The organism is Alteromonas sp. AWJ4_197, assembly GCF_056160285.1.
Genome location: NZ_JBSWWW010000005.1, coordinates 68,769 through 89,977, shown reverse-complemented (window position 1 = coordinate 89,977; position 21,209 = coordinate 68,769). Strand labels below are relative to the sequence as shown.

The following is a 21,209-nucleotide window of genomic DNA, read 5'->3' as shown; positions in this document are numbered from 1 at the left end:
TTAGTTGCAGGCTTCAGTTCCGTGGAACGCTGACCTGTTCGCCCGTAAGACCGAAACGGCGCTGGCGTTGTTTGAAATCATTGACTGCCTGCTGAAAAACATCTTCAGAAAAATCAGGCCATAACACGTCAGTAAAATAGAGTTCAGCGTAGGCACATTGCCACAGCAAAAAGTTGCTGATGCGATGCTCACCGCCTGTGCGGATAAGTAAATCCAGCTCCGGCAGCCCTGCTGTTGACATTTTTGCGTCGAAAGCCTCTTCAGTGATATCTGCAGCAGTCATCGAGCCTTCTGCTACAGCCTGAGATAACTCCCGTGCCGCATTAACGATATCCCAGCGGCCACCATAATTGGCAGCAATATTGAGAACAAGATCCTTATTGTCAGCAGTCATTTCTTCTGCTTTACGGATCTTATCTTTCAATTTATCATCAAAAGCTGAAACGTCACCGATCACTTTTAAACGTACACCGTTTTTATGTAATCGCTTCGCTTCATTGTTCAATACCAGATTGAACAGTTCCATCAGCACCGACACTTCTTCTTCGGGACGCTTCCAGTTTTCACTGGAGAAAGCGAACAGCGTCAGTGATTGTATTTTGTTCTGGCGGGCAAAACGCACTACCGCGCGAACAGACTCAACGCCGGCCTTATGGCCAAACGTTCTGATTTTGCCCTTTTTCTGCGCCCATCGACCATTTCCGTCCATGATGATCGCAACATGCTGAGGACCCGGTACATTGACCGGGGTCTCAGTGGTTTCAGGCGCTGTGTTAGACCGCATTCCTAACATAGTAACTTTTTAAATTTCCATCAGTTCTTTTTCTTTGTCTGCCAGCATGGCATCCACTTTTTTAATAAAATCATTCGTCAGAGACTGAATGTTTTCTTCCGCAGCGCGGCTTTCATCTTCACTGATTTCTTTTTCTTTCAGCAAATCTTTAATGTCACCGTTTGCGTCACGGCGGATGTTACGGATAGCAACACGACCACCTTCCGCCTCGTTACGTACAACGCGGATAAGATCTTTACGACGCTCTTCCGTCAGCGGAGGTAACGGGATACGAATCGACGCTCCTGCACTCATCGGGTTGAGGCCCAGATCAGATTGCATGATAGCTTTCTCTACAGCCTGAATAGCACTTTTATCAAATACACTCAGCGCCAGCGTGCGGCTGTCTTCTGCGACAACGTTCGCAACTTGCTTCAGCGGCGTATCCACACCGTAGTAAGGCACCATGATGCCGTCAAGCAGGCTCGGGTGAGCACGGCCTGTACGAATTTTGCTTAACTGACTTTTCAGTGCACTGATGCTTTTATCCATACGCTCTTGCGCATCTAATTCAATTTCATCAATCACAGTTGTTTCCTATTTCTTACTTAAAATTTTCAGGATGGTCAATCAACGTACCTTCCTGCTCACCCATGACAACCCGCTTCAGACAGCCCGGTTTGTTCATGTTGAATACGCGGATAGGCATACGGTGATCACGTGCCAGAGTGAAAGCAGATAAATCCATCACTTTGAGTTCTTTTTCCAGCACTTCCTGATAAGACAGTTGGCCATACAGTGTAGCGTCAGGATTTTTTACCGGGTCGTCACTGTATACACCGTCTACCTTAGTGGCTTTCAATACGGCTTCAGCTTCAATTTCAATGCCGCGCAGACAGGCAGCAGAATCGGTAGTGAAGAAAGGATTACCGGTACCTGCAGAGAAGATCACAACGCGGCCGGATTTTAATAAGCTGATAGCTTCTGCCCAGTTGTAGGCGTCACAAACACCATTTAAAGGAATAGCAGACATCAGGCGGGCGTTTACAAAAGCACGGTGCAATGCATCACGCATAGCCAGACCGTTCATGACAGTAGCTAACATACCCATGTGGTCACCCACTACACGGTTCATACCCGCTTTCGCCAGGCCTTCACCACGGAACAGGTTACCGCCACCGATAACTAAGCCTACCTGTACACCCAATTCAACCAGCTCTTTAATTTCCTGAGCCATGCGATCGAGCACTTTAGGGTCGATACCGAATCCTTCGGAACCCATTAGCGCTTCACCGCTGAGTTTTAACAAAATACGTCGATAGGCTGATTTTGGTGTGATACTCATTGTTTGAATAGTCCTTATGAATTCGGCTTGTCTCATGCCTCGTTATACATAACAAGAAATGACGCAAGCCGACTCGTTACAAGCGATATTTTTACTGTCAGGCAGTTGATTGCCTCACTCATAAAAAAGCACCCCCGAAGAGGTGCTCTGTAGTGTATCCGACATTGGCCGAATGAAAAAGCGAAACGCAGAATTATTTCTTCGCCGCTTCCATTTGAGCCGCAACTTCAGCTGCGAAGTCTTCAGTTTTCTTCTCGATACCTTCACCCACTTCAAAACGGATGAAGTTAACAACGTCAGCACCTTTGCTCTTCAGCAGTTCGCCAACAGAAACAGAAGGATCTTTAACGAAAGGCTGACCTGTCAGGCTGATTTCGCCGGTGAATTTCTTCATACGGCCAGCAACCATTTTTTCAGCGATATCAGCAGGCTTACCAGACTGGATAGCCAGTTCTACCTGGATTTCTTTCTCTTTTTCTACTACTTCAGCTGGCACTTGCTCAGGCTTAACGAACTGAGGGCTTGCCGCTGCAACGTGCATTGCTACGTCTTTAGCCAGTTCTTCGTCGCCACCGTTTAAGATAGCGATTACGCCGATACGACCGCCGTGCACGTATGCACCCAGGTTGTCGCCTTCAACGTTGATAACGCGACGAGGAGAAATGTTTTCACCGATTTTAGCAACTAACGCGTCACGTACTTCGATAACTTTCGCGCCGTCTAATTCAGCTTCGTTCAGCTCTTCAACAGAGTTGATGTTGCCAGCGTGTGCAACGGCCAGAACTTTGTTACCGAAGCCAAGGAAACCTTCGTCACGGGCAACGAAGTCAGTTTCACAGTTTACTTCCATCATGGTAGCGCGGTTGCCTTCAACCTGAGTCAGGATTACACCTTCAGCGGCGATACGGCCAGCTTTTTTAGCGGCTTTAGCCTGACCAGACTTACGCATGTTTTCGATGGCCAGTTCGATGTCACCGTCGGTTTCAACAAGCGCTTTTTTACAATCCATCATACCTGCGCCGGTACGCTCACGCAGTTCTTTAACAAGTGCTGCAGTCACTGCCATTTTTCAATTCCTCAGCATTAAACATTTAATAAGGTAAAAGGGGCTATTGGTGCCCCTCTTGAGATATTCGGTATTTTTGATGACAGTGGCATGTCATTGCCATGACCACTGTCACCGGTCAGGTCTGATTACTCAGCGGCTTCTACGAAGTCGTCTTGCTCAGCCTGAACTTCAAGGTTGCTTTCGCGACCTTTGTTTACTGCATCAGCAGCAGCATCAAGATACAGCTGGATAGCACGGATCGCGTCGTCGTTACCAGGGATGATAAAGTCAACACCGTCAGGGTTAGAGTTAGTATCTACAACACCAACTACAGGAATACCCAGGTTACGTGCTTCAGTGATTGCAATGTGCTCGTGGTCAGCGTCGATAACAAAGATCACGTCAGGCAGACCGCCCATGTCTTTGATACCGCCAAGGCTGCTTTCCAGCTTGTCCATTTCACGTTGCAGCATCAGCGCTTCTTTTTTGGTCAGCTTGTCGAAAGTACCGTCTTGTGCTTGTTGCTCAAGATCTTTCAGACGCTTGATAGACTGGCGAACTGTTTTCCAGTTAGTCAGCATACCGCCCAACCAACGCTTATTCACGTAGAACTGGTCACATTTCTGTGCTGCATCTTTTACAGCTTCACCAGCCGCACGCTTAGTACCAACAAACAGGATTTTACCTTTCTTGGAAGCAACACCAGACAGGTAGTTCATTGCTTCGTTGAACAGAGGTACTGTTTTTTCCAGGTTGATGATATGAACTTTGTTACGGGCACCGAAGATGAAAGGCTTCATCTTAGGGTTCCAGTAGCGGGTTTGGTGACCGAAATGCACACCGGCTTTCAGCATGTCACGCATTGATACGTTAGCCATGATATTTTCCTCTTGGGGTTAGGCCTCCATATACCCCTTCCATCGATCCGCGCAGTCTGTGAAGACCTTGCAGACACCCCGATGACAAGTGTCGGTATATGTGTGTTATTTAAAAAGTTAATTTACGAATATTGCGGTCCGGATAAACAGTGTTTTTCCGACTCTCACAAAACGCGGGCGCTTTATACCACAACAGCCCCCCATGCTCAAGTTTTAACGTCATCTTAGGCAGTCGAAATGCGGGATGACTATACAGTTGCGCTGTCAGACGTTACCATAATAGCAATCATGCGCCTGCCGTTTTAATTTGTGATAACTTCAAATACCTGAGTCAGGTATATCATCAGACTAAACACATTTCCGGCGCATTCCCGTTTTCTCTGTTATCAATGATCGAGGGTACAGTGGCAGCTATTATTAAAACCGCTGAAGAAATTGAAAAAATGCGCGTTGCCGGCAAACTCGCCGCAGACGTGCTGACGATGATTACACCACATGTAAAAAAAGGTGTAACCACTGACGAACTGAATGCCTTATGCCACGACTTTATTGTCAATGAGCAACAAGCGATTCCGGCACCATTAAACTATGGTCATCCGCCCTTTCCTAAATCTATTTGTACGTCGGTAAACCATTGTATTTGTCATGGCATCCCGTCGGATAAAAAACTTAAAGACGGCGATATCATTAATATTGATGTAACCGTGATAAAAGACGGTTACCACGGCGATACCTCAAAGATGTTTATCGTCGGCAAGCCCGCCATTCTGGCTGAACGCCTGGTGCGGGTAACACAGGAGTGTTTATACAACGCCATCAGGCAAGTAAAGCCCGGCATGCGCCTGGGGGACATCGGTCACCTTTGCCAGACACATGCTGAATCGCATAATTATTCTATCGTCCGTGAGTACTGCGGACACGGTATTGGTGCAGGTTTCCATGAAGAACCTCAGATTGTTCACTATGGCCGTCCGGGCACGGGTGATGAACTGGTTCCGGGTATGTGCTTCACAATCGAACCCATGGTAAATGCCGGTAAGCGCCACTCAAAGGTACTGCCGGATCAATGGACTGTGGTCACTAAAGACCGTAGCCTGAGCGCCCAGTGGGAGCATACTTTGCTGGTTACTGAAGACGGCGTTGAAGTACTGACGCTGCGTGAAGAAGAAGATTTGCCCAGAGTCATCAGCCACAGTTAATTCCGGCCGGTAAGTTTTTCCGACAGGCGTATCCCGGCGCCTGTCCTTCTCCCTTAGTTATAACTTTTTCGACTAATTATTCACTTTTTAGCTCATTTTCATCACCTTTGCATAATGCGAAAATATGACGTTTCGTGTTATTGTTCGCGAGATTTTTCCTTTCTGAAGTAATAAAAGGCACATTTTGAGCTTACAAAGACTAATCGAACAGGCCGAAACCATCACCTCCGCTGAAGATATCGCAGGTATCAAAGCGCGTATTACCGCGTCTAATCAGTGGCTCGAAAGTGCGTTTGATACGACACCGGTGGATCAACTGGTCACCGGCCGTGCGAAGTTTGTGGATGCCATGCTTGCCCACCTCTGGCAACTGATGGGTCTGGATGTTGTATCCGGCCTGGCGCTTTGTGCGGTAGGGGGATATGGCCGCGGTCATCTTCAACCGCATTCAGACATCGACTTATTAATTGTCAGTCACAAAAAGCTCAATAAAGATGTGCAGGAGCGTATCAGTCAGTTCATCACGCTGTTATGGGATATCAAACTGGATGTGGGTCAATCTGTCCGTACAGTGAAAGAAACACTGCAACTTGCTAAAGAAGATATCACGATCACCACAAATCTTGTGGAGAGCCGCCTGCTCACCGGTGATATGGATGTGTTTGAAACACTGTGGGATAAGCTGAACAGCCGCAAAGCCCTTTCATCGAAAGACTTTTTCAAAGCCAAGTACGACGAGCAAATGGCCCGCCATGCCAAATTCAATGGCACGTCTTACAACCTTGAGCCTAATATTAAAGAGAACCCGGGCTGTTTACGTGATATCCAGTCCATTGGCTGGGTCGCAAAAAAGCACTTTAAAGAATATGACGGCTTTAATCTGGTTGGCCACGGTTATTTTACCGAAGAAGAACATGGCGAACTGATAAGCTGCCGCATGCACCTCTGGCGTATGCGTTTTGCTCTGCACCTTATAGCCGGACGCAGTGAGAACCGCTTACTGTTTGATTACCAGCCGGATGTAGCAGAAAAACTGGGTTACGGCCGCGACGGAAAAGCATCAGTAGAAAAAATGATGCGGGACTTTTTTCGCATTATCCGCCGTGTGAGTGAACTGAATAAAATGCTGCTGCAACGGTTCCGCTACGATATGCTGAATCAGAGTGTGCAGTCTGAAACGCCGGTTAACGCAGACTTCAAACTCCTGGACGGAATGATATCCCCTACCCGCTCCGGTGTATTTGATTGCCCGGAAGCTGTGCTGGATTTTCTCAAAGTCGTGGCCGACACCCCTGCGGTACAGGGACTGGACACCGATACCATCCGCCAGCTCAGGAATGTCCGCAGAAAGTTTGAAAATAACTACTACGTAGAACGGGAAGGTTGCCGCGAACGGCTGATGCTTCTTTTCCGCCATCCGCACTTTTTCGATTTCGCATGGGATATCATGCATCAGTACGGCATTCTGGAATGTTACCTGCCTGAATGGGATAAGATTGTTGGCATGATGCAATTCGATTTATTCCATGCCTACACCGTTGATGAACACACCCACCGTGTGGTGAAAAATGTGAATCATTACTTCCAGCCGGAAAACATTGAATTTCCCCGGTGCGGCAGAATTGTCCGTAACCTGGACAAACCTGAGCTGATTTATATTGCCGCAGTATTTCACGACATTGCAAAAGGCCGGGGCGGCGACCACTCAGAACTGGGCGCTGAAGATGTGGCAAAGTTTGCCGGACTACATGGCATAAAGCCGAAAGATGCAGAGCTGATTGAATGGCTGGTCGAAAACCACCTGCTGATGTCAGTGGTTGCCCAGCGTCGTGATATTTATGATCCGGATGTGATCAGCGAATTTGCCACCGCCGTGCGCAGCCACACCCACCTGAACCTTTTATACGTACTCACTCTGGCGGATATCCGCGCCACCAATGATAACCTGTGGAACGACTGGAAATCATCGCTGCTCAGAGAGTTGTATCTCATGACCCAAAAGGCACTGGACAATGGTTTGCAATGCCAGGTCACGCTGGACGACCGGGTAAAAGAACATAAACACACAGCGCGTATTATTCTGGACGCGCAAGGCGTGCCGGAAAACGATATTCAGTCGCTGTGGGATCGTCTGGAAGACGATTACTTCGTGCGCTTCAAGCCGGCGCAGATTGCCTGGCATACATTGGAGATTTTAAACGGGGAAAAATCCGTACTGGCAGACAATCCCGACGCTCTGGTTGTTAAAGCTAATGACAACTCCGCAAAAGGCGGCACTGAAATTCTTATTTACGGGCGGGACCGGAAAGCACTGTTCGCTCAGGTTGCCTCAGTCATAGACAGCAGAAACTGTTCAATTCACGATGCCCACATTACAGTCACCCGTGACGGCTATGTGTTTGACAGCATTCTGGTGCTGGAAAATGACGGTTCCAGATTAAGCGGTGAAAACCGTACGAAGAGTCTGGAGAACGCCATTCTTTCTCAACTGGAAAAGCCGGGACGGGCCCATGACAACAAGCGCAAACTTTCCCGCCAGATGCGTCAGTTGGATGTCCCCACGAAAGTCCGCTTTTTTACATTAAATGATGAAAGCACACTGATAGAACTGGAAGCGCTGGACGCCCCCGGGATTCTGGCTAAAATTGGCCATGCATTCGTGGATAAAAGCGTGGTTCTGAAACTGGCAAAGATTGCCACCATCGGGGAGCGTGCCGAAGATATTTTTATTGTCAGCAACGACGCTGGCAAATCATTAACCCAGGAGCAGCAGGTTGCCCTTAAAAAGCAAATCCTGTTTAAACTCGATCAACTTGAAGACATCAACATATCATGACTGAATTGAAATCCATCATTGAAGATGCGTTTGAAAACCGTGACGCTTTGTCACCCTCTTCTGCGCCGGACGAAGTAAGACAAGCTGTTGCAGACGCTATCGCTATGCTGAACAGCGGTAAAGCCCGCGTAGCGGAAAAAATTGCCGGTGAATGGGTTGTTCATCAATGGCTGAAGAAAGCGGTATTACTGTACTTCCGTCTTCACAACAATGACATTATCGATGGTGCTGAAACAACATACTTCGATAAAGTACCTTTAAAATATACCGGCTACACTGCTGAACAATTTGCCGCGGAAGGCGTACGTGTTGTGCCACCGGCTGCAGTACGTACCGGTTCATTTGTCGGTAAGAATGTGGTTGTGATGCCGTCTTACGTAAACATCGGCGCATTTGTTGATGAAGGCACTATGGTAGATACGTGGGCAACTGTTGGCTCGTGTGCACAAATCGGTAAAAATGTTCACCTGTCTGGCGGCGTAGGCATTGGTGGTGTACTGGAACCACTGCAGGCCAACCCGACGATTATTGAAGATAACTGCTTTATCGGTGCACGTTCTGAAATCGTTGAAGGCGTGATCGTAGAAGAAGGCGCGGTAATTTCTATGGGCGTTTACATCTCCCAGAGCACCCGCATTTATGACCGTGAAACCGGCGAAATTACTTATGGTCGCGTACCGGCAGGTTCAGTTGTGGTTTCAGGTTCTCTGCCTTCTAAAGATGGCTCTCACAGCCTGTATGCAGCGGTCATCGTGAAGAAAGTGGACGCAAAAACCCGTGCAAAAGTAGGCATCAACGCCCTGCTCCGTGGGGTAGAATAATTCTGCGGATCACATAAATAAAAAGCGCAGCCGGGAGTATAAACTGACCCGCCTGCGCTTTTTTCGTTATAGCTGCCTGCTATAAACACACTGACGGCGATTACACCACCAGTTCATCTTTGATAGATTCAACAAACGCCAGCACCGGCTTTTCCGGCTCAAAGCATTCAATAGCATCCACCTCCAGCATCTCAGCCACGGCTTTACCCTGCAATTCGCTGAGCAATTCAAACCACTGGCGTCCTGCTGCACAATACGTATCTCCGTAGCTGCTGTCACCTAACGCACAAACAGCGAATGGTTTTCTGTCGAGCAACGGAAACTGGTCTTTTAGATCTGAAAATACAAATTCCAGATTCGGTGGCACATCTCCCTGTCCGGTTGTTGATGTGATCACCAGCAAAGCACCGGCGTCAGTCACATCTGAAACTTGCGGATCACTGCACACCTGACACTCGATTCCTTGCGCACTCAGGGATTCAGCTACCGTTTCTGCGGCATGCTGCGCATTTCCGTAAACACTGCCGGCAAGAATGGTTAATGCTGTCATATCAGCCCTCTTTAATCAGTCATTAAGTCACCTCGTACCCGGCCAGGTTGCTGAGCATACTGGCAAAAGGCGCATGAGGCGTAGTATTGATGGTAACGGTTTTTCCCGTCACCGGATGTGAAAATTGCATTAAAGTACACGTAAGGGCTAATTGATTAAAACCAAACTGCTCCCGTGCAAATTTATTTTGTTTGCCATCACCGTGTGAGGTGTCACCGATGATTGGATGGCGTAAATGAACAAGGTGTCTGCGCAACTGATGTTTGCGTCCGGTAAACGGCCTCAGCGCCACCAGCGAATAACGCGCAGAATCATACCTTCCCACCGGCACAGGCACACTGAATTTTTTCATAACCGTGTATTCAGTTACTGCATGCTGCGGGGCTACGTCTTCTGCCCGGTGAGCATCGGCAAACTTGTCCCTTTTAAATGTGAGGGCATAATCGATTAAACCACAGCCATTCATCCATCCGCGCACAAGGGCCAGATAGCCTTTACGGATCTGTTTGCCCATCATTGCCTGCCCCAGCTGACTGGCGATCTGTCCGTTAAATGCAAATACCAGTACACCGGAAGTAGGCCGGTCCAGACGATGGACCGGATAAACGTGCTGCCCCACAGTATCCCGTAATCTCTGAACAGCAAATTCAGTTTCCCGCTTATCTATCGGGCTGCGGTGAACCAGCAAACCCGGAGGCTTGTCCATGGCAACAATGTGATCATCCCGATATAAAATCTTCACTGGCTGATGACCGGTTATCAATCCCGCTTCACTCTCCACAAACAACCTCGTCAAGTTGCTGCAGCACCAGATGCAAATCCACCTCGCCCGGCAACGCAATTTGCGCCATCGGCAGTAAAGCCATATTGGCGGGTAAAGATTGTCCTGCAGCGATTAATTGCTGAAAGCGGGGAATGAAAATAAATTGCAGCCATGCTTCAAAGGCCAGCGTATCGCGGGCGAAGGGCTGCGTACTTTGCAACGCTTCCGGCGCCGGTGCTGTTGACGACCAGTAGCCACCTGCTTTAAGGACTATTTCCAAATCTTTCAGTAACAGACCAATGTGTTCAACCTGTGACATAACGGCTCTTTATGATGAAAAGCGGCCATTATAGAGTCACTGTTACGGTAGCAAAAGCCCCGGCACACCGTTATCATACCGCCTTTGTTTTCAGGTGGAGCAGTTCAGTATGTCCGGTCAGTCAGCCCAATCTATTCAAACACTCAGCGAATTTCTGCTTCACGCAGGAACGGACTTTCAATTGTTTGATTTAGGCCGCGGTGTACACCCCCTGGACACACAGCAATTCCTTGAAATGGAAAGCGGCATGCGCCCCTGCCCCAGACCACGCCAGCAACACGCCTGGTTTGGCATTGTCTTCTGGTCGGGCAAGCCGGTAAAACATCATTATATCTGGTTTCTGAAGTTCCCGGTTGATGAGCGGGGTTTACTGGTCATGGCCGCCCGTAATCATTTTTTGCAAATTATTGTCGATGTGCTCGGTAGCAGTCCGGAAAATGAAAAGCAGGATACATTGCCGGATAATCCTTACTCTTTTGTGCCGGTACAGTCGCAGATGGCGCAGTTCAACGCCCTGACCCGAAATATGCTCGGCCTGCCGGCGGCGCCGGGCACAGATAAAGTTGCGCAGTATGTAAAAGCCCCGGCAGTCAGTGACTGGCGGGAACTCTCTGTACAGGCCATTGCCGATTATGCTACTACGCTGACATCAGATGACGCGGTCACCGCTGTAATAACTAACCTGTCACTTTTTCAGCAGGATTTTGTCAAGACACTGATGGAGAGTTGCGAACCCGTCGACCTGGCACCAACATTGAAACAGGCCATCGCCGTTTACTGTCAGGAAACGCTGATTGAGAACCCGGTAACGGGTCTGGCAGCATTGCGGGCGCTGGCCAGCGAAACAGCAGATGAAAGTGTCACAGCACTGTTGACAGATTTACTGAACGGGGAACAGGCAGATATTCATCTGCTCAGCGTGATTGCCGGCCGCCACTATGCGCAGCTCGATGAACCCCTTCTTGTTCGCTTTTTTGAAAATGCTGCCGCTGTGGATGATAAAGAAAGCAGGCAAGGCGCAGTATTTGGCGGTTTTTTCTCTGACCTGGTTCAGTTACCGGTGCAGAGATTACAGGTATTGACCCTGTTGAGAACAGATACGTGCAGCGAAAAGCTGAAGCTGGCCTTCGGGCGGTTGTTTAACCAGGCACAGAAGCAGTAAACAAATGACTTTAGGTGAATTAACTTTATTTCTGTTGATTGGATTTGCGGGCTTTCAGTTCTGGCGGATCCGCAGCATTTCAGAGGCGGCATTCGAACACGCGCGCCGGTACTGCGACACGCATCATCTCCAGTTGCTGACACTGGCCCGGCGCTCCACACGACTGACTTTCAAATATGCTAAGCCAGACTGGCATTCACGATTTGAGTTTGAATTTTCCGGAAACGGAGAAGACAGATATACTGGAGAAATGGAAATGGTGGGAAAACGGGTACTCAGAACGCAATTACCGCCTTACCGCGTATAAAAACGCAAAAAAAGCGATAGCCCGACGCTATCGCTTTTTCTGAATTTTGAGCGTCCTTCTCTGCGATCCATTGCGACTTTCACCGTCCAGTAAAAATCCGTATGCGCCCCTTTCCTTCTTTTCCTGCGTCATCCTGAGCAGGCCACTCTGTTCCGTGAGCGGATCCCTTTCCATTTTTCCTGTAGTAACTACACATCCTTCGTGCAGCATTCTTCAATCCCTGAAGTTGTCCATTGCGTTCATCATGAACGCTATCCTTATCCCTTAATCCATATTAACCACTCATCCGTGCAGTGGTAATCCCCGTTCCTGAGGTTGTCCCTTATGCGCTTTCCCTCGCGCTTCCAATGTCCTTGTGACCGCAATCCCCGTGGTATTCTTCATCCTGAAGTTGTCCCTGACGGTCATCCTGACCGTATCCCTTTTCCGTTCTCCTGAAAACTGGCTCTTCCTGAGTCAGTATTCCGTTCCTTCGGTTGTCCGCAGTTCATCCATGAGTGTCGTAAAGTTCGTCCCTGACTCGTCGTGTTTCCCTGTGACATGTTTAATAGTACTGATCCTGTAGATCTGTGCTACATGCTTTTTTCAATTATTTTCACCGTCATAAATCTGTCATTACCGGCATTATCAAAAAATCTAACAAAAACAGTAGCTTTATACTTTGGTATAATAAAAACGTCATAAAAAAAACTTCAAAGTCCTACACTTTTGTAAGACATGTCTTACAAACTTTTGGGTAATGTCTACCTGGGGAATTCTGCGAAAAAACACCGGTAGCAGAATAGTGATGAAAAAAAGCGCAACCATCAGGTTACGCTTTCAAAACAGGGAGATAGAGGCTAAGTGATCAGACTAGTGGCTTTGGCTTAAAGAGGATCTCTCCGGTAACGTCAGACACTGTGATCACCGAGATCTGTTGATAGAACCCGCTTCTGAAGAACTTCAGATATTTGGGTACGCTCACAAAAACGCCTACCCCTTCGCTGGATGGGTCTTCATTAACAATACTGTCTATTGCCCCCATTAACAAATGACCCAGACCATGATGCTGATGGTCCGGATGGACGGCGATAAAAGACACCATATGATAATGTTCAGCGGGCATTGCACTACGGATCTTCTCTTCTTTCTCAACCATAGCACGGGTACTGAAATAGCCTGCTGTCAGCAGCATTTTCAATCGCCAGTGCCAGAAACGCCCGCTGGAAAAGCTGCTTCCGGGTTTCGTCAGACAAGTGACAGCCAGCAAGCGACTGTCTTCGAACAAACCTATCATGGGTTGACCTGCATCCCAGAAGGCATCCAGCTCTTCTCTGATGGCACTGCGCAGACGGCCTTCATAGCCTTCTTTTTCTGCCTGAAAGATGTCCATGAACAGAGGATCATCATGATAGGCGTTATAAAGAATGGAAGCGGCTACTTTCAGATTGTCGGCAGTGAGGAATACTGCACGCACGTCTTCGATATGTACATCTGGCTCAAGAACGGTATTCATGGGACGATCTCCTGTAAATGAGAACAGGCGGATGTACTACTGACGCCTGACAAACAGTTATAGCCTGTTTTTTAATCACTTTACAGAAGAACGCCTCACTTGTTAACTAAAAGTTAATTCACACTATTGAGCGGTTCAGAGCTGGTTGTAAGCACCCTCACCCCAGCCCGTAAGAATTCCGTCACGGAATACCAGAGGCGTACATTCGTCTTTAGATGTGACACCATCATCCATGGTGCGTTGAGTACGGTAGAACAGTACGCGATAAGCGTGATCATTCTTATCGTGCATTTCGTTAAAATCGGCTACACCCATTTTGCGGACAACAGACTCGTAGGTCATACCGGTTTCTAACTGCGAAACATGCTTACGGTTATTGTATTCACGATCCTGCCAGTCTGAAGAATAATGTCCGTCATCTCCGCCTACAGAGATAACACAACCGGTGAGTGTGAACGGTGAAATAAGAGCAGCGGCCAGAATGAGATGTTTCATTGTAATCCTTTTTATAAAAAATAATTTCAGTGGTTTTATTAACACCTAAAGAATCAAATTTCAGACCACAAATTAACTCACTGATTTTGTTTAACATTATAAAATTTAGCAAAACAAACTGGGTTAAAATTTAGTGTATTACACTATTAACTGGTGCTTTATACTATTCCCGAAACCTCTGTATTCTCAGTAACCGAAGTAAGGAAAAATGATGTCTCAGGCCGACCAGTCACAACAACTCGTTATGATTTGCCACAAAATGCACCAGGAAGGTTTGCAGCCCGGCGTAGGGTTGTTGCGCGCGCGGGCTCCTTTCAAAGTCTCAGTGACGCAGGCTATCGATGCCATAAAAGCCTGGAATGCCAGCAGCAAAATGCCGGCAACACCAGCTTCAGATGCCGGCGACCGGGTCGCTGCGCTGGAAAAACGTGTCAGCGAAATGGAATCGGCTATTGCGATACTTGAACAACGTCTCGCACAATTGAGCGATAAAACAGCGTAAAAATTAAGGACGCGGTATAAGCGCTGACAGAAAATCAGCCATTGAAGGGGCAAGCACCTGCTCAGCACGTTTGCCAACTCTCTCCAGCAACACCTCTCCGGTACTATTGTCCAGTGAAATCAGGTAGTCATCGTCGTCTGTGAGTGCGAAGAATAACGTAGCAGGCTGTTTCAGGCGACGTTTCATCATAATGTGCCCTATGAGATTTTCCTGAAGTCTTTCAAAATCTTCATCGCTGCAAACCTGCAGCAGTTCACAGTTGCCCTGCTCTGCCTTTGCCGGTAAATGAAAGCTGAAGTAGCGGGTGAACCAGGTAACAAAATCAGGGTGCAATTTAATATCCAGCGCCTCTTCCAGACCATTGAAGTTATTGTTGCCAGTTTGCTTAACAGGTTGCCAGTTTATCATTTCACCATTTTCAGCATTCCGTGAATAACACGGTGAAGGCCAGTCTTTATCAAATTCAATCGTCAGAAAATCGGGATTTTGTGACGCAGCGGTAAGGCATTGCTGAATAAAAGCATCTAAACTTTGTGTTAATTGGTCGGGCATTTCGGTGGCCTTTTGGTTACACTGAGGACCTGCTTCATTCTGGTTTTATCAGATTGCGGGCCCGTTGACTTTTCTGCCCGCTATTTTAAGGTTGAATCACACATTATGACAAACCCAAAGCCTTTCAAGGTGCCTTCAGATCTTTCCCTTGGAAAAACGGTTGAATATGAAACGTCCTACAATCCTTCATTGCTACAAGCTGTACCACGGAGCCTGAGCAGAGATACACTGTCATTATCAGCGGAAGCCTTGCCTTTTCAGGGCTGCGATATCTGGACCGGCTACGAGTTGTCATGGCTGAACAGCAAAGGTAAACCCTGTGTGGCGATTCTTGAATGCAGAGTACCGGTCACGTCTCCTTCATTAATTGAGTCTAAATCTTTCAAGCTTTACCTTAACAGCTTTAATCAGTCGAAATTTGATGATGCAGAAGCGGTAAAGGACGCCCTGACCAGAGATTTATCTGCCTGTGCCGGAGAAGTTGTCGATGTCGTAATTATCCTGCCAGACGCATTCAACACGCTGGGAATGGAAGAACTGTCAGGGCAGGTGATTGACGATCTGGATATTACGGTGACGTCATATTCCCCTGACAGCGGGTTATTAACTACAGAAAATCAGGATGTTGCCGAAACAGTAGTCAGTCATCTGCTTAAATCGAATTGTTTAATCACAAATCAGCCAGATTGGGCTAGTATTCAAATCAGGTACAGCGGAAAACAAATCAATCACGCATCGTTACTGAAATATCTAATTGGTTTCAGACAACACAATGAATTCCATGAGCAGTGCGTTGAACGAATATTTTGCGACATTATGAGCCAGTGTAAACCGGAAAAACTTACCGTCTTTGCCCGTTATACCCGACGGGGAGGACTGGATATTAATCCGTTCCGGTCGAATTATGAAACTGCAGGTTTAAACACCCGTTCGGCTCGCCAATAGTGGGCGGTCACTCCGCCGGTATGCAAAGGAAAATGATGGATTCTAAGCAATTATCTTCATTAGCTTCACATAATGAGACGCTGGTACAGTTCATAATACGGTTAAGTTCCTTTTATGAGGGTTTGTCAGCCGAGACAGATAAAGAATTGCGGGTTCTGCGGGGACACCTGTCCGGAAAACCTGATTTTACTCTCGCCACGGTCAGTATTAACAAGCTGAATACCCATATTCAGCATGCTGACACGTCAGTGAAACAGCACACCCAACTTACCGTTAAAGAACTTGAAAAGGCGATCAAACAGTTTCAAAGCACATTTCAGCAGAATAAGACATTGCGTCAGCAAAGTACGCATTTACTGATTGCCGCTCAACAGCCCGTCGATAACCTGTTTCAGCTGCAGTCATTGTGTCTTAAAGCAATCAAGCTGTTCTCTCTTGTGTCAGCAGAAGCCGTTGATGAAAACGCCGGCTCATCTCCCCGACTGCACAAGAGGCCTGAAGCACGGACGAGCGGCTCACTGTTTGAGGAAATTCAGAACGAACTGAGTCAGCTCATCGACAGCTATGCAAAAAAGCAACCTGATGAACCGAAGGTCGTTGATTTGCGCACGAAACTGGAGTCGCAACTTTCTGAAGAAGAGCTGCTGCAGACTTGTATTATTGTTATCAGGCTGGTAGTCACGGAATCCATGCATGAGGCAACCCTGTCCGGACGTATGATCTACCGTATCCATCACGCGTTAGGCGGGATTCAGGAAGGCGTTGAAGCCAGTATGGCTTCGTCGGGCAAAGCCTTTGAAGCGCGAAATGCCAGTGCAGATGACATTACCAGCCAGCTGACGGAAATGGGTCAGACCGTTCAGGACTCTGATTCACTGGAGAAACTGAAAACGCAGGCTCAGGCACACATTACGTCTATTTCTACGGCCGTGGCTAACCGGAAAGAGGCAGACAATAAGGAACAGCAGGCACTGATGGGCTTGCTGAGTGCTATGCAAACGCAAATGGAAACCCTGCAGCGTCAAACCCAGGTTTACCGTCGCAAGCTGGCTGAGCAGACTGCATTTAGTCATACTGATCCTCTTACCCGCCTGCCAAACAGACTGGCTTACAATGAACGCTTCAACCGCGAGTATGAAGATGCCCTGAATGACAACCGTGCGTTATCACTCGCTGTGATTGATATCGACTTTTTTAAATCTATTAATGATCGCTTCGGCCATCAGGCCGGTGATAAAACCTTGCAGGTGGTGGGACACCATCTGAGAAAACAGCTTCACGGTGATGAGTTTATTTCACGCTGGGGTGGTGAGGAGTTTGTCATGATCCTGCCATTTATCGAAACCTCAGCGCTGGAAAAAAAGCTGGATGACATGCGGGAGTCACTATCCCGTTTACCTTTCAAATTTAAACAGGAAAAAGTCAGTATAACCGCATCATTCGGTGGTACCTGCCTGCGTGAGAACGATGAACCTCATTCCATGTTTGAGCGGGCCGACGAATTACTCTATCAGGCGAAAAAGAACGGCAGAAATCGCGTTGTAGTCGAATAGGACTGTGATATGAATAAAGTGCAACTGAACCCGGTAGGCTGGATGAGCCAGCTGTCACAAGACGAAGTCGCCAGACTTCAGGACACCACTAACAGCAAGTTATTCGATGTTTTTAAACGATGTTGTCTCGCAGTCCTCAACAGCGGCGTAGACGAAGACAATTTCGAACTGCTCTTTGCACCATACGACGACTTTGATATTCGCCTGATACGACGTGAGCGCGGAGTCAAAATAGAGCTGATTAATCCCCCTGAGGTTGCCTTTGTGGACGGCAAGCTCATGCGTGGCGTACATGAGCACATATTCGCGGTGCTCCGTGATTTACTGTTCATGGGCAATAAATACGCTTTTGTACATGAAAAAGCGCCCACAGAAGGCAGTGCTGTTACCAATATGGTGTTCGATATGCTGCGTCACGCCCAGGCACTGGAAGGCAATGATGAACTGAATACCATTGTTTGCTGGGGTGGTCATTCCATCAGGCAGCACGAATATAAATACACCAAGGAAGTCGGATACCAGCTGGGTCTGAGAGAAATGAATATTTGTACCGGCTGTGGTCCCGGCGCCATGAAAGGGCCGATGAAGGGGGCTGCCATCGGCCACGCCAAACAGCGTTATTCCAAAGGGCGCTACATTGGCATTTCAGAGCCGGGCATTATTGCTGCCGAGCCGCCAAATGCTATCGTCAATGAACTCATTATCATGCCGGATATAGAAAAGCGTCTTGAGGCTTTTGTTCGTCTTGCACACGGCATTATCATCTTCCCGGGTGGCGTGGGTACAGCAGAAGAATTGCTGTACCTTCTCGGTATTTTGATGAACGACCGCAACGCCCAGCAGCCTTTCCCTGTCATTCTTACCGGTCCCGCTGAATCAAGAGTCTGGTTTGAAGCGATAGACGAGTTTATTGGTGCAACTCTCGGTAAAGAAGCACAGGATAAGTATCAGATCATTATTGATGATGCCGCAGAAGTCGCCCGTACGCTCAGCGCCGGTTTGAAAAAAGTAGAAAATTTCCGCCGCGCAATGGGGGATGCATTCAGCTTCAACTGGTCGGTGCGTATCGATGAGTCATTCCAGATGCCTTTCGAGCCCACTCACGAGAGTATGGCTGCCCTTCCTCTGCACACTGACCAACCGGTTTCAGAAATAGCGAAAGTACTGAGACAAGCCTTTTCCGGCATTGTCGCCGGTAACGTAAAAGCGGACGGTGTAAAACAGATTAAAGAACAGGGGCCGTTCCGTCTTACCGGCGATCCCGCCATGATGGAACGCATTGATACGCTGTTGCAGTCATTTGTATCACAACAGCGAATGAAGTTGCCCGGTTCGGATTACGTTCCCTGCTATACAATTAATACCTAGTTCCGGTTAAAGCTTGTTACGATTTAGTCGTTACAGTTGAACGGTGTTTTAAGGTACACTGAGGGCAATTCGCAGTTAAAAGTGAAAAAGGATGAATGGCAAGGTTTTAAAACTGATTTTGCTGGGCGCGTGCGCCTACGCCCTCTTTGTTTTTCTGGTAATGTCATTTTACCCTGACAAGCCGGAAAATATGGACTGGCAGGATCGGGAAGAATACAACAAGGTTCAAATCACCAAACTGAAGTTAGGTGCCACCCGTGAAGAAGTACTTGCCCTGCTCGGGTCTCCGGACATTACCGAAGCAAAGATGGACTCTGGCACAACTATCCAGGTAATGTTTTACCGTACTCAACATGTCAGGGCTGATGGCCTGACTACTCAGGATGAGTGCACACCTTTGTTGTTTGAGGGCGATCAGTTGATCGCCTGGGGAGAAGGTGCCTATCAGAGTTATCTGAAGTCATAACTCCCCTGCAATGCACAGTGCCATTGAAGATCTTGTAAACCATATCCATCAAACCAGCCTGCTGTTTACGCAGGCGTGTCCTCCCGCAGAAATAACGAGGCAGAGTCTCTCTCTGGCCATCCGGCTAATTAAATCCGGCCGCACATTACCCGACTCACTTCTTGCCATTGGATCGCTTCCGCAGGACTCTTCTGTTCACAATCTGTTGCCACAACGTGCAGCTTGTTTAATGACCTTTCTGGGCCTTAAGTTTCAACTTAATGATCACTATCTTCAGCACCTCGTAGCCGCTACTTTCGCCGTTTGCAGTCTGAAGGACAATGCTGAACAACAAGAAGGTTGTCATCTTTTCTGGCGGGGGAAGCGACTGCTTTTTTTTTCCGGTTTACTGAAACTTAAAAAAGTGGTTCAGGAACCCGCCCCCCACCGTTTCCTTCATCCTCACCGGTTAAACGAAGAACAGTCTTTGTTTATCTCCGTCATTTCACTGATTAAAAATCAGCAGGGCTCAATGGTAAGCAGATTGAAAACGGTTATCCCCCGCACTAATGAGAGGGATCTGCACCGGTTTGAATCTTTGCTGAAGTATCCCGGCGAATTTATGCCCGGCTGCGCAGTGTCTTTTCCTAAAGGCGAAGGTGTTTTCCTGTTCACTTTAACGTCCACCACAGGTGCTGTATTGACAGCCTCCGGGGATGTTGAGGAGAAACACCTTCGTCAGATTAAAATAACACGCTATCAGGCTCTGTCTCTGAATGAATGGCTATCAGAAGTAAAAGCCTGCGATGCGGCTTTTAAACCTGCCGTCAGACAACTGATACCCGATACCTACCCTGTGAGTCGTTTACCCAGTGATCTGCAGACTATCATTACGAGTTTGCACGATACCAATACCGACATTCACAAGCTCTCAGGCAGGCTTTCACGCATGCCGGTATTTTCAGACTATCTGAAGAAAACGGCCAGTCTGGACAACCGGCTTCAGTTACCGGTAAAAGACGTTAAACAAGCCATTATGACATACGGCCTTACCCGGATAGGCGATATGCTTATCATGCGGGCACTGAACCAGCGTCTGCACCAGCGGCACTTCCCGCAGCTTGCTGTTTGTATCCGGTTCGCTGAACTTGTTGCTGCGATTGCATCAGAACTGGCTGAGAGGAGTAATGTTAAGCAGACACCGCAAACGGCAGCTTTGATTGCCACCTTCACAACCGCACCTTTATTTACTTTGCATGCACTGAAGATTATAAAACACTGGCCGCTTCAGCGGCAGCGGCTGTATCAGCTAACAGCATTGCAGGAGACGGAGACCCAGCCCCTCCCTGCCCTGTCTGCTTCACTGGCAAAACAGTGGCAACAGCCGGCGCGCTATCAGGCTGTGATCAGCCATTGTTCAACGTTACCGGCTCATGTGCCTGAAGTGGTACGGGCAGACGCGGCTTTAGCCGGACTCAGTATCCTACTGGCTAACAAATGGCTGTTTGGTGGCACTGAATGTGAGGATACGAAGCTGTTTCAAAGTCAGGCATTACAGACTCTGAAGCTCACACCTTCTTCTTTGTCACAGATAGCCGGCGCTACCGGCTATCTGATGTGGTTACCTCTTCGCCAACGCTCATAGCCAACATTCATGAAATTTATGGCGAGTGACATGCAGTTTTCTGTTACACCCTGTCGTCTTGATATAAAATAGAGGGGTTAAGACTTTTGCCGCTGGCATCGGTTTTACGCATTTCCGGCTTTGGCGACTCTCCGTAGGTGACACAACTTTACCGCTGTCACAGTAGCGCCTGGCAACCTGACGATTAATTAAAAACAGAAACCCAAAGG

At 47.9% G+C, this 21,209-nt stretch carries 22 protein-coding genes; 11 read left to right on the top strand and 11 right to left on the bottom strand.

The annotated features are described in order from the left end of the window. Positions 1–13: 13 nt before the first annotated feature. From uppS to rpsB, 5 genes are all read right to left on the bottom strand, one after another. Positions 14–793 carry a polyprenyl diphosphate synthase gene (gene uppS, locus ACXAGC_RS12075; protein ID WP_474844605.1) on the bottom strand — a complete coding sequence of 260 codons (780 nt, stop codon included), beginning with the start codon at positions 791–793 and terminating at the stop codon, positions 14–16. Positions 794–802: 9 nt separating this feature from the next. Beyond that, on the bottom strand, positions 803–1,360 hold the full coding sequence (gene frr, locus ACXAGC_RS12070; RefSeq protein ID WP_119500487.1) for a ribosome recycling factor: 558 nt from the start codon (positions 1,358–1,360) through the stop codon (positions 803–805). 16 nt (positions 1,361–1,376) lie between these two features. Continuing rightward, positions 1,377–2,117, bottom strand: coding sequence for a UMP kinase (pyrH, locus tag ACXAGC_RS12065; protein WP_119500486.1), 741 nt, complete (start codon positions 2,115–2,117; stop codon positions 1,377–1,379). Between the two features lie 193 nt (positions 2,118–2,310). Further along, entirely contained in the window at positions 2,311–3,183 is an 873-nt protein-coding gene (gene tsf, locus ACXAGC_RS12060) for a translation elongation factor Ts (RefSeq protein ID WP_474844604.1), read from the bottom strand. Positions 3,184–3,311: 128 nt separating this feature from the next. Further along, the gene (gene rpsB / locus ACXAGC_RS12055) at positions 3,312–4,043 is read right to left on the bottom strand and encodes a 30S ribosomal protein S2 (protein ID WP_119500484.1); all 732 of its coding nucleotides are present in this window, start codon (positions 4,041–4,043) and stop codon (positions 3,312–3,314) included. A 404-nt stretch (positions 4,044–4,447) separates the two neighbouring features. Here rpsB and map point away from each other — a divergent pair, with 404 nt between their 5' ends. The 3 genes from map to dapD all read left to right on the top strand — a co-directional run bounded on the left by map (position 4,448) and on the right by dapD (position 8,899). Beyond that, positions 4,448–5,242: a type I methionyl aminopeptidase gene (map, locus tag ACXAGC_RS12050; protein ID WP_474844603.1), complete on the top strand. Its 795-nt coding sequence runs from the start codon at positions 4,448–4,450 to the stop codon at positions 5,240–5,242. A 184-nt stretch (positions 5,243–5,426) separates the two neighbouring features. Further along, entirely contained in the window at positions 5,427–8,078 is a 2,652-nt protein-coding gene (glnD, locus tag ACXAGC_RS12045) for a [protein-PII] uridylyltransferase (protein WP_474844602.1), read from the top strand. Next, positions 8,075–8,899 carry a 2,3,4,5-tetrahydropyridine-2,6-dicarboxylate N-succinyltransferase gene (gene dapD, locus ACXAGC_RS12040; protein WP_119500480.1) on the top strand — a complete coding sequence of 275 codons (825 nt, stop codon included), beginning with the start codon at positions 8,075–8,077 and terminating at the stop codon, positions 8,897–8,899. Before glnD ends, dapD begins: the two co-directional genes overlap by 4 nt. A 100-nt stretch (positions 8,900–8,999) precedes the next feature. Here dapD and ACXAGC_RS12035 read toward each other — a convergent pair whose 3' ends face one another. The 3 genes from ACXAGC_RS12035 to ACXAGC_RS12025 are packed head-to-tail and all read right to left on the bottom strand — an operon-like array spanning position 9,000 to position 10,531. Further along, positions 9,000–9,449: a flavodoxin domain-containing protein gene (locus ACXAGC_RS12035; protein WP_349584919.1), complete on the bottom strand. Its 450-nt coding sequence runs from the start codon at positions 9,447–9,449 to the stop codon at positions 9,000–9,002. A 22-nt stretch (positions 9,450–9,471) separates the two neighbouring features. Further along, the gene (locus ACXAGC_RS12030) at positions 9,472–10,191 is read right to left on the bottom strand and encodes a pseudouridine synthase (protein ID WP_474844601.1); all 720 of its coding nucleotides are present in this window, start codon (positions 10,189–10,191) and stop codon (positions 9,472–9,474) included. Positions 10,192–10,219: 28 nt separating this feature from the next. Beyond that, positions 10,220–10,531, bottom strand: a complete 312-nt coding sequence (locus ACXAGC_RS12025) for a YqcC family protein (protein ID WP_474844600.1) — start codon at positions 10,529–10,531, stop codon at positions 10,220–10,222. A gap of 109 nt (positions 10,532–10,640) precedes the next feature. On the opposite strand from ACXAGC_RS12025, the gene ACXAGC_RS12020 reads away from it, so the two are divergent. Both ACXAGC_RS12020 and ACXAGC_RS12015 read left to right on the top strand, forming a co-directional pair. Beyond that, positions 10,641–11,693, top strand: a complete 1,053-nt coding sequence (locus ACXAGC_RS12020; RefSeq protein WP_474844599.1) for a DUF3549 family protein — start codon at positions 10,641–10,643, stop codon at positions 11,691–11,693. A 4-nt stretch (positions 11,694–11,697) separates the two neighbouring features. Further along, the gene (locus ACXAGC_RS12015) at positions 11,698–12,000 is read left to right on the top strand and encodes a DUF3301 domain-containing protein (protein WP_303574442.1); all 303 of its coding nucleotides are present in this window, start codon (positions 11,698–11,700) and stop codon (positions 11,998–12,000) included. Positions 12,001–12,847: 847 nt separating this feature from the next. On the opposite strand, the gene ACXAGC_RS12010 is transcribed toward ACXAGC_RS12015, so the two are convergent. Continuing rightward, the gene (locus ACXAGC_RS12010) at positions 12,848–13,495 is read right to left on the bottom strand and encodes a GNAT family N-acetyltransferase (protein ID WP_474844598.1); all 648 of its coding nucleotides are present in this window, start codon (positions 13,493–13,495) and stop codon (positions 12,848–12,850) included. Between the two features lie 135 nt (positions 13,496–13,630). Continuing rightward, positions 13,631–13,990, bottom strand: coding sequence for a DUF3192 domain-containing protein (locus ACXAGC_RS12005; RefSeq protein WP_474844597.1), 360 nt, complete (start codon positions 13,988–13,990; stop codon positions 13,631–13,633). A gap of 208 nt (positions 13,991–14,198) precedes the next feature. On the opposite strand from ACXAGC_RS12005, the gene ACXAGC_RS12000 reads away from it, so the two are divergent. Next, positions 14,199–14,492 carry a hypothetical protein gene (locus tag ACXAGC_RS12000; protein WP_474844596.1) on the top strand — a complete coding sequence of 98 codons (294 nt, stop codon included), beginning with the start codon at positions 14,199–14,201 and terminating at the stop codon, positions 14,490–14,492. Positions 14,493–14,495: 3 nt separating this feature from the next. On the opposite strand, the gene syd is transcribed toward ACXAGC_RS12000, so the two are convergent. After that, positions 14,496–15,044: a SecY-interacting protein gene (gene syd, locus ACXAGC_RS11995; RefSeq protein ID WP_474844595.1), complete on the bottom strand. Its 549-nt coding sequence runs from the start codon at positions 15,042–15,044 to the stop codon at positions 14,496–14,498. A gap of 102 nt (positions 15,045–15,146) precedes the next feature. On the opposite strand from syd, the gene queF reads away from it, so the two are divergent. The 5 genes from queF (at position 15,147) to ACXAGC_RS11970 (ending at position 21,000) form a co-directional block, all read left to right on the top strand. Further along, on the top strand, positions 15,147–15,989 hold the full coding sequence (gene queF / locus ACXAGC_RS11990; RefSeq protein ID WP_474844843.1) for an NADPH-dependent 7-cyano-7-deazaguanine reductase QueF: 843 nt from the start codon (positions 15,147–15,149) through the stop codon (positions 15,987–15,989). Between the two features lie 32 nt (positions 15,990–16,021). After that, the gene (locus tag ACXAGC_RS11985) at positions 16,022–17,542 is read left to right on the top strand and encodes a GGDEF domain-containing protein (RefSeq protein ID WP_474844594.1); all 1,521 of its coding nucleotides are present in this window, start codon (positions 16,022–16,024) and stop codon (positions 17,540–17,542) included. A 9-nt stretch (positions 17,543–17,551) separates the two neighbouring features. After that, entirely contained in the window at positions 17,552–18,910 is a 1,359-nt protein-coding gene (gene ppnN, locus ACXAGC_RS11980) for a nucleotide 5'-monophosphate nucleosidase PpnN (protein ID WP_474844593.1), read from the top strand. Between the two features lie 91 nt (positions 18,911–19,001). Continuing rightward, positions 19,002–19,376, top strand: coding sequence for a DUF3192 domain-containing protein (locus tag ACXAGC_RS11975; RefSeq protein ID WP_119500471.1), 375 nt, complete (start codon positions 19,002–19,004; stop codon positions 19,374–19,376). 10 nt (positions 19,377–19,386) lie between these two features. Continuing rightward, entirely contained in the window at positions 19,387–21,000 is a 1,614-nt protein-coding gene (locus ACXAGC_RS11970; RefSeq protein WP_474844592.1) for an HDOD domain-containing protein, read from the top strand. The last annotated feature ends 209 nt before the right edge of the window (positions 21,001–21,209 follow it).

Excerpts from the sequence above, each read along its gene's own strand:
- uppS (WP_474844605.1), bottom strand. The coding sequence starts at position 793 with ATGTTAGGAATGCGGTCTAACACAGCGCCTGAAACCACTGAGACCCCG.
- pyrH (WP_119500486.1), bottom strand. The coding sequence starts at position 2,117 with ATGAGTATCACACCAAAATCAGCCTATCGACGTATTTTGTTAAAACTC.
- tsf (WP_474844604.1), bottom strand. The coding sequence starts at position 3,183 with ATGGCAGTGACTGCAGCACTTGTTAAAGAACTGCGTGAGCGTACCGGC.
- rpsB (WP_119500484.1), bottom strand. The coding sequence starts at position 4,043 with ATGGCTAACGTATCAATGCGTGACATGCTGAAAGCCGGTGTGCATTTC.
- dapD (WP_119500480.1), top strand. The coding sequence starts at position 8,075 with ATGACTGAATTGAAATCCATCATTGAAGATGCGTTTGAAAACCGTGAC.
- ACXAGC_RS12035 (WP_349584919.1), bottom strand. The coding sequence starts at position 9,449 with ATGACAGCATTAACCATTCTTGCCGGCAGTGTTTACGGAAATGCGCAG.
- ACXAGC_RS12025 (WP_474844600.1), bottom strand. The coding sequence starts at position 10,531 with ATGTCACAGGTTGAACACATTGGTCTGTTACTGAAAGATTTGGAAATA.
- ACXAGC_RS12020 (WP_474844599.1), top strand. The coding sequence starts at position 10,641 with ATGTCCGGTCAGTCAGCCCAATCTATTCAAACACTCAGCGAATTTCTG.
- ACXAGC_RS12015 (WP_303574442.1), top strand. The coding sequence starts at position 11,698 with ATGACTTTAGGTGAATTAACTTTATTTCTGTTGATTGGATTTGCGGGC.
- ACXAGC_RS12010 (WP_474844598.1), bottom strand. The coding sequence starts at position 13,495 with ATGAATACCGTTCTTGAGCCAGATGTACATATCGAAGACGTGCGTGCA.
- ACXAGC_RS12005 (WP_474844597.1), bottom strand. The coding sequence starts at position 13,990 with ATGAAACATCTCATTCTGGCCGCTGCTCTTATTTCACCGTTCACACTC.
- ACXAGC_RS12000 (WP_474844596.1), top strand. The coding sequence starts at position 14,199 with ATGATGTCTCAGGCCGACCAGTCACAACAACTCGTTATGATTTGCCAC.
- syd (WP_474844595.1), bottom strand. The coding sequence starts at position 15,044 with ATGCCCGACCAATTAACACAAAGTTTAGATGCTTTTATTCAGCAATGC.
- ACXAGC_RS11985 (WP_474844594.1), top strand. The coding sequence starts at position 16,022 with ATGATGGATTCTAAGCAATTATCTTCATTAGCTTCACATAATGAGACG.
- ppnN (WP_474844593.1), top strand. The coding sequence starts at position 17,552 with ATGAATAAAGTGCAACTGAACCCGGTAGGCTGGATGAGCCAGCTGTCA.
- ACXAGC_RS11975 (WP_119500471.1), top strand. The coding sequence starts at position 19,002 with ATGAATGGCAAGGTTTTAAAACTGATTTTGCTGGGCGCGTGCGCCTAC.
- ACXAGC_RS11970 (WP_474844592.1), top strand. The coding sequence starts at position 19,387 with ATGCACAGTGCCATTGAAGATCTTGTAAACCATATCCATCAAACCAGC.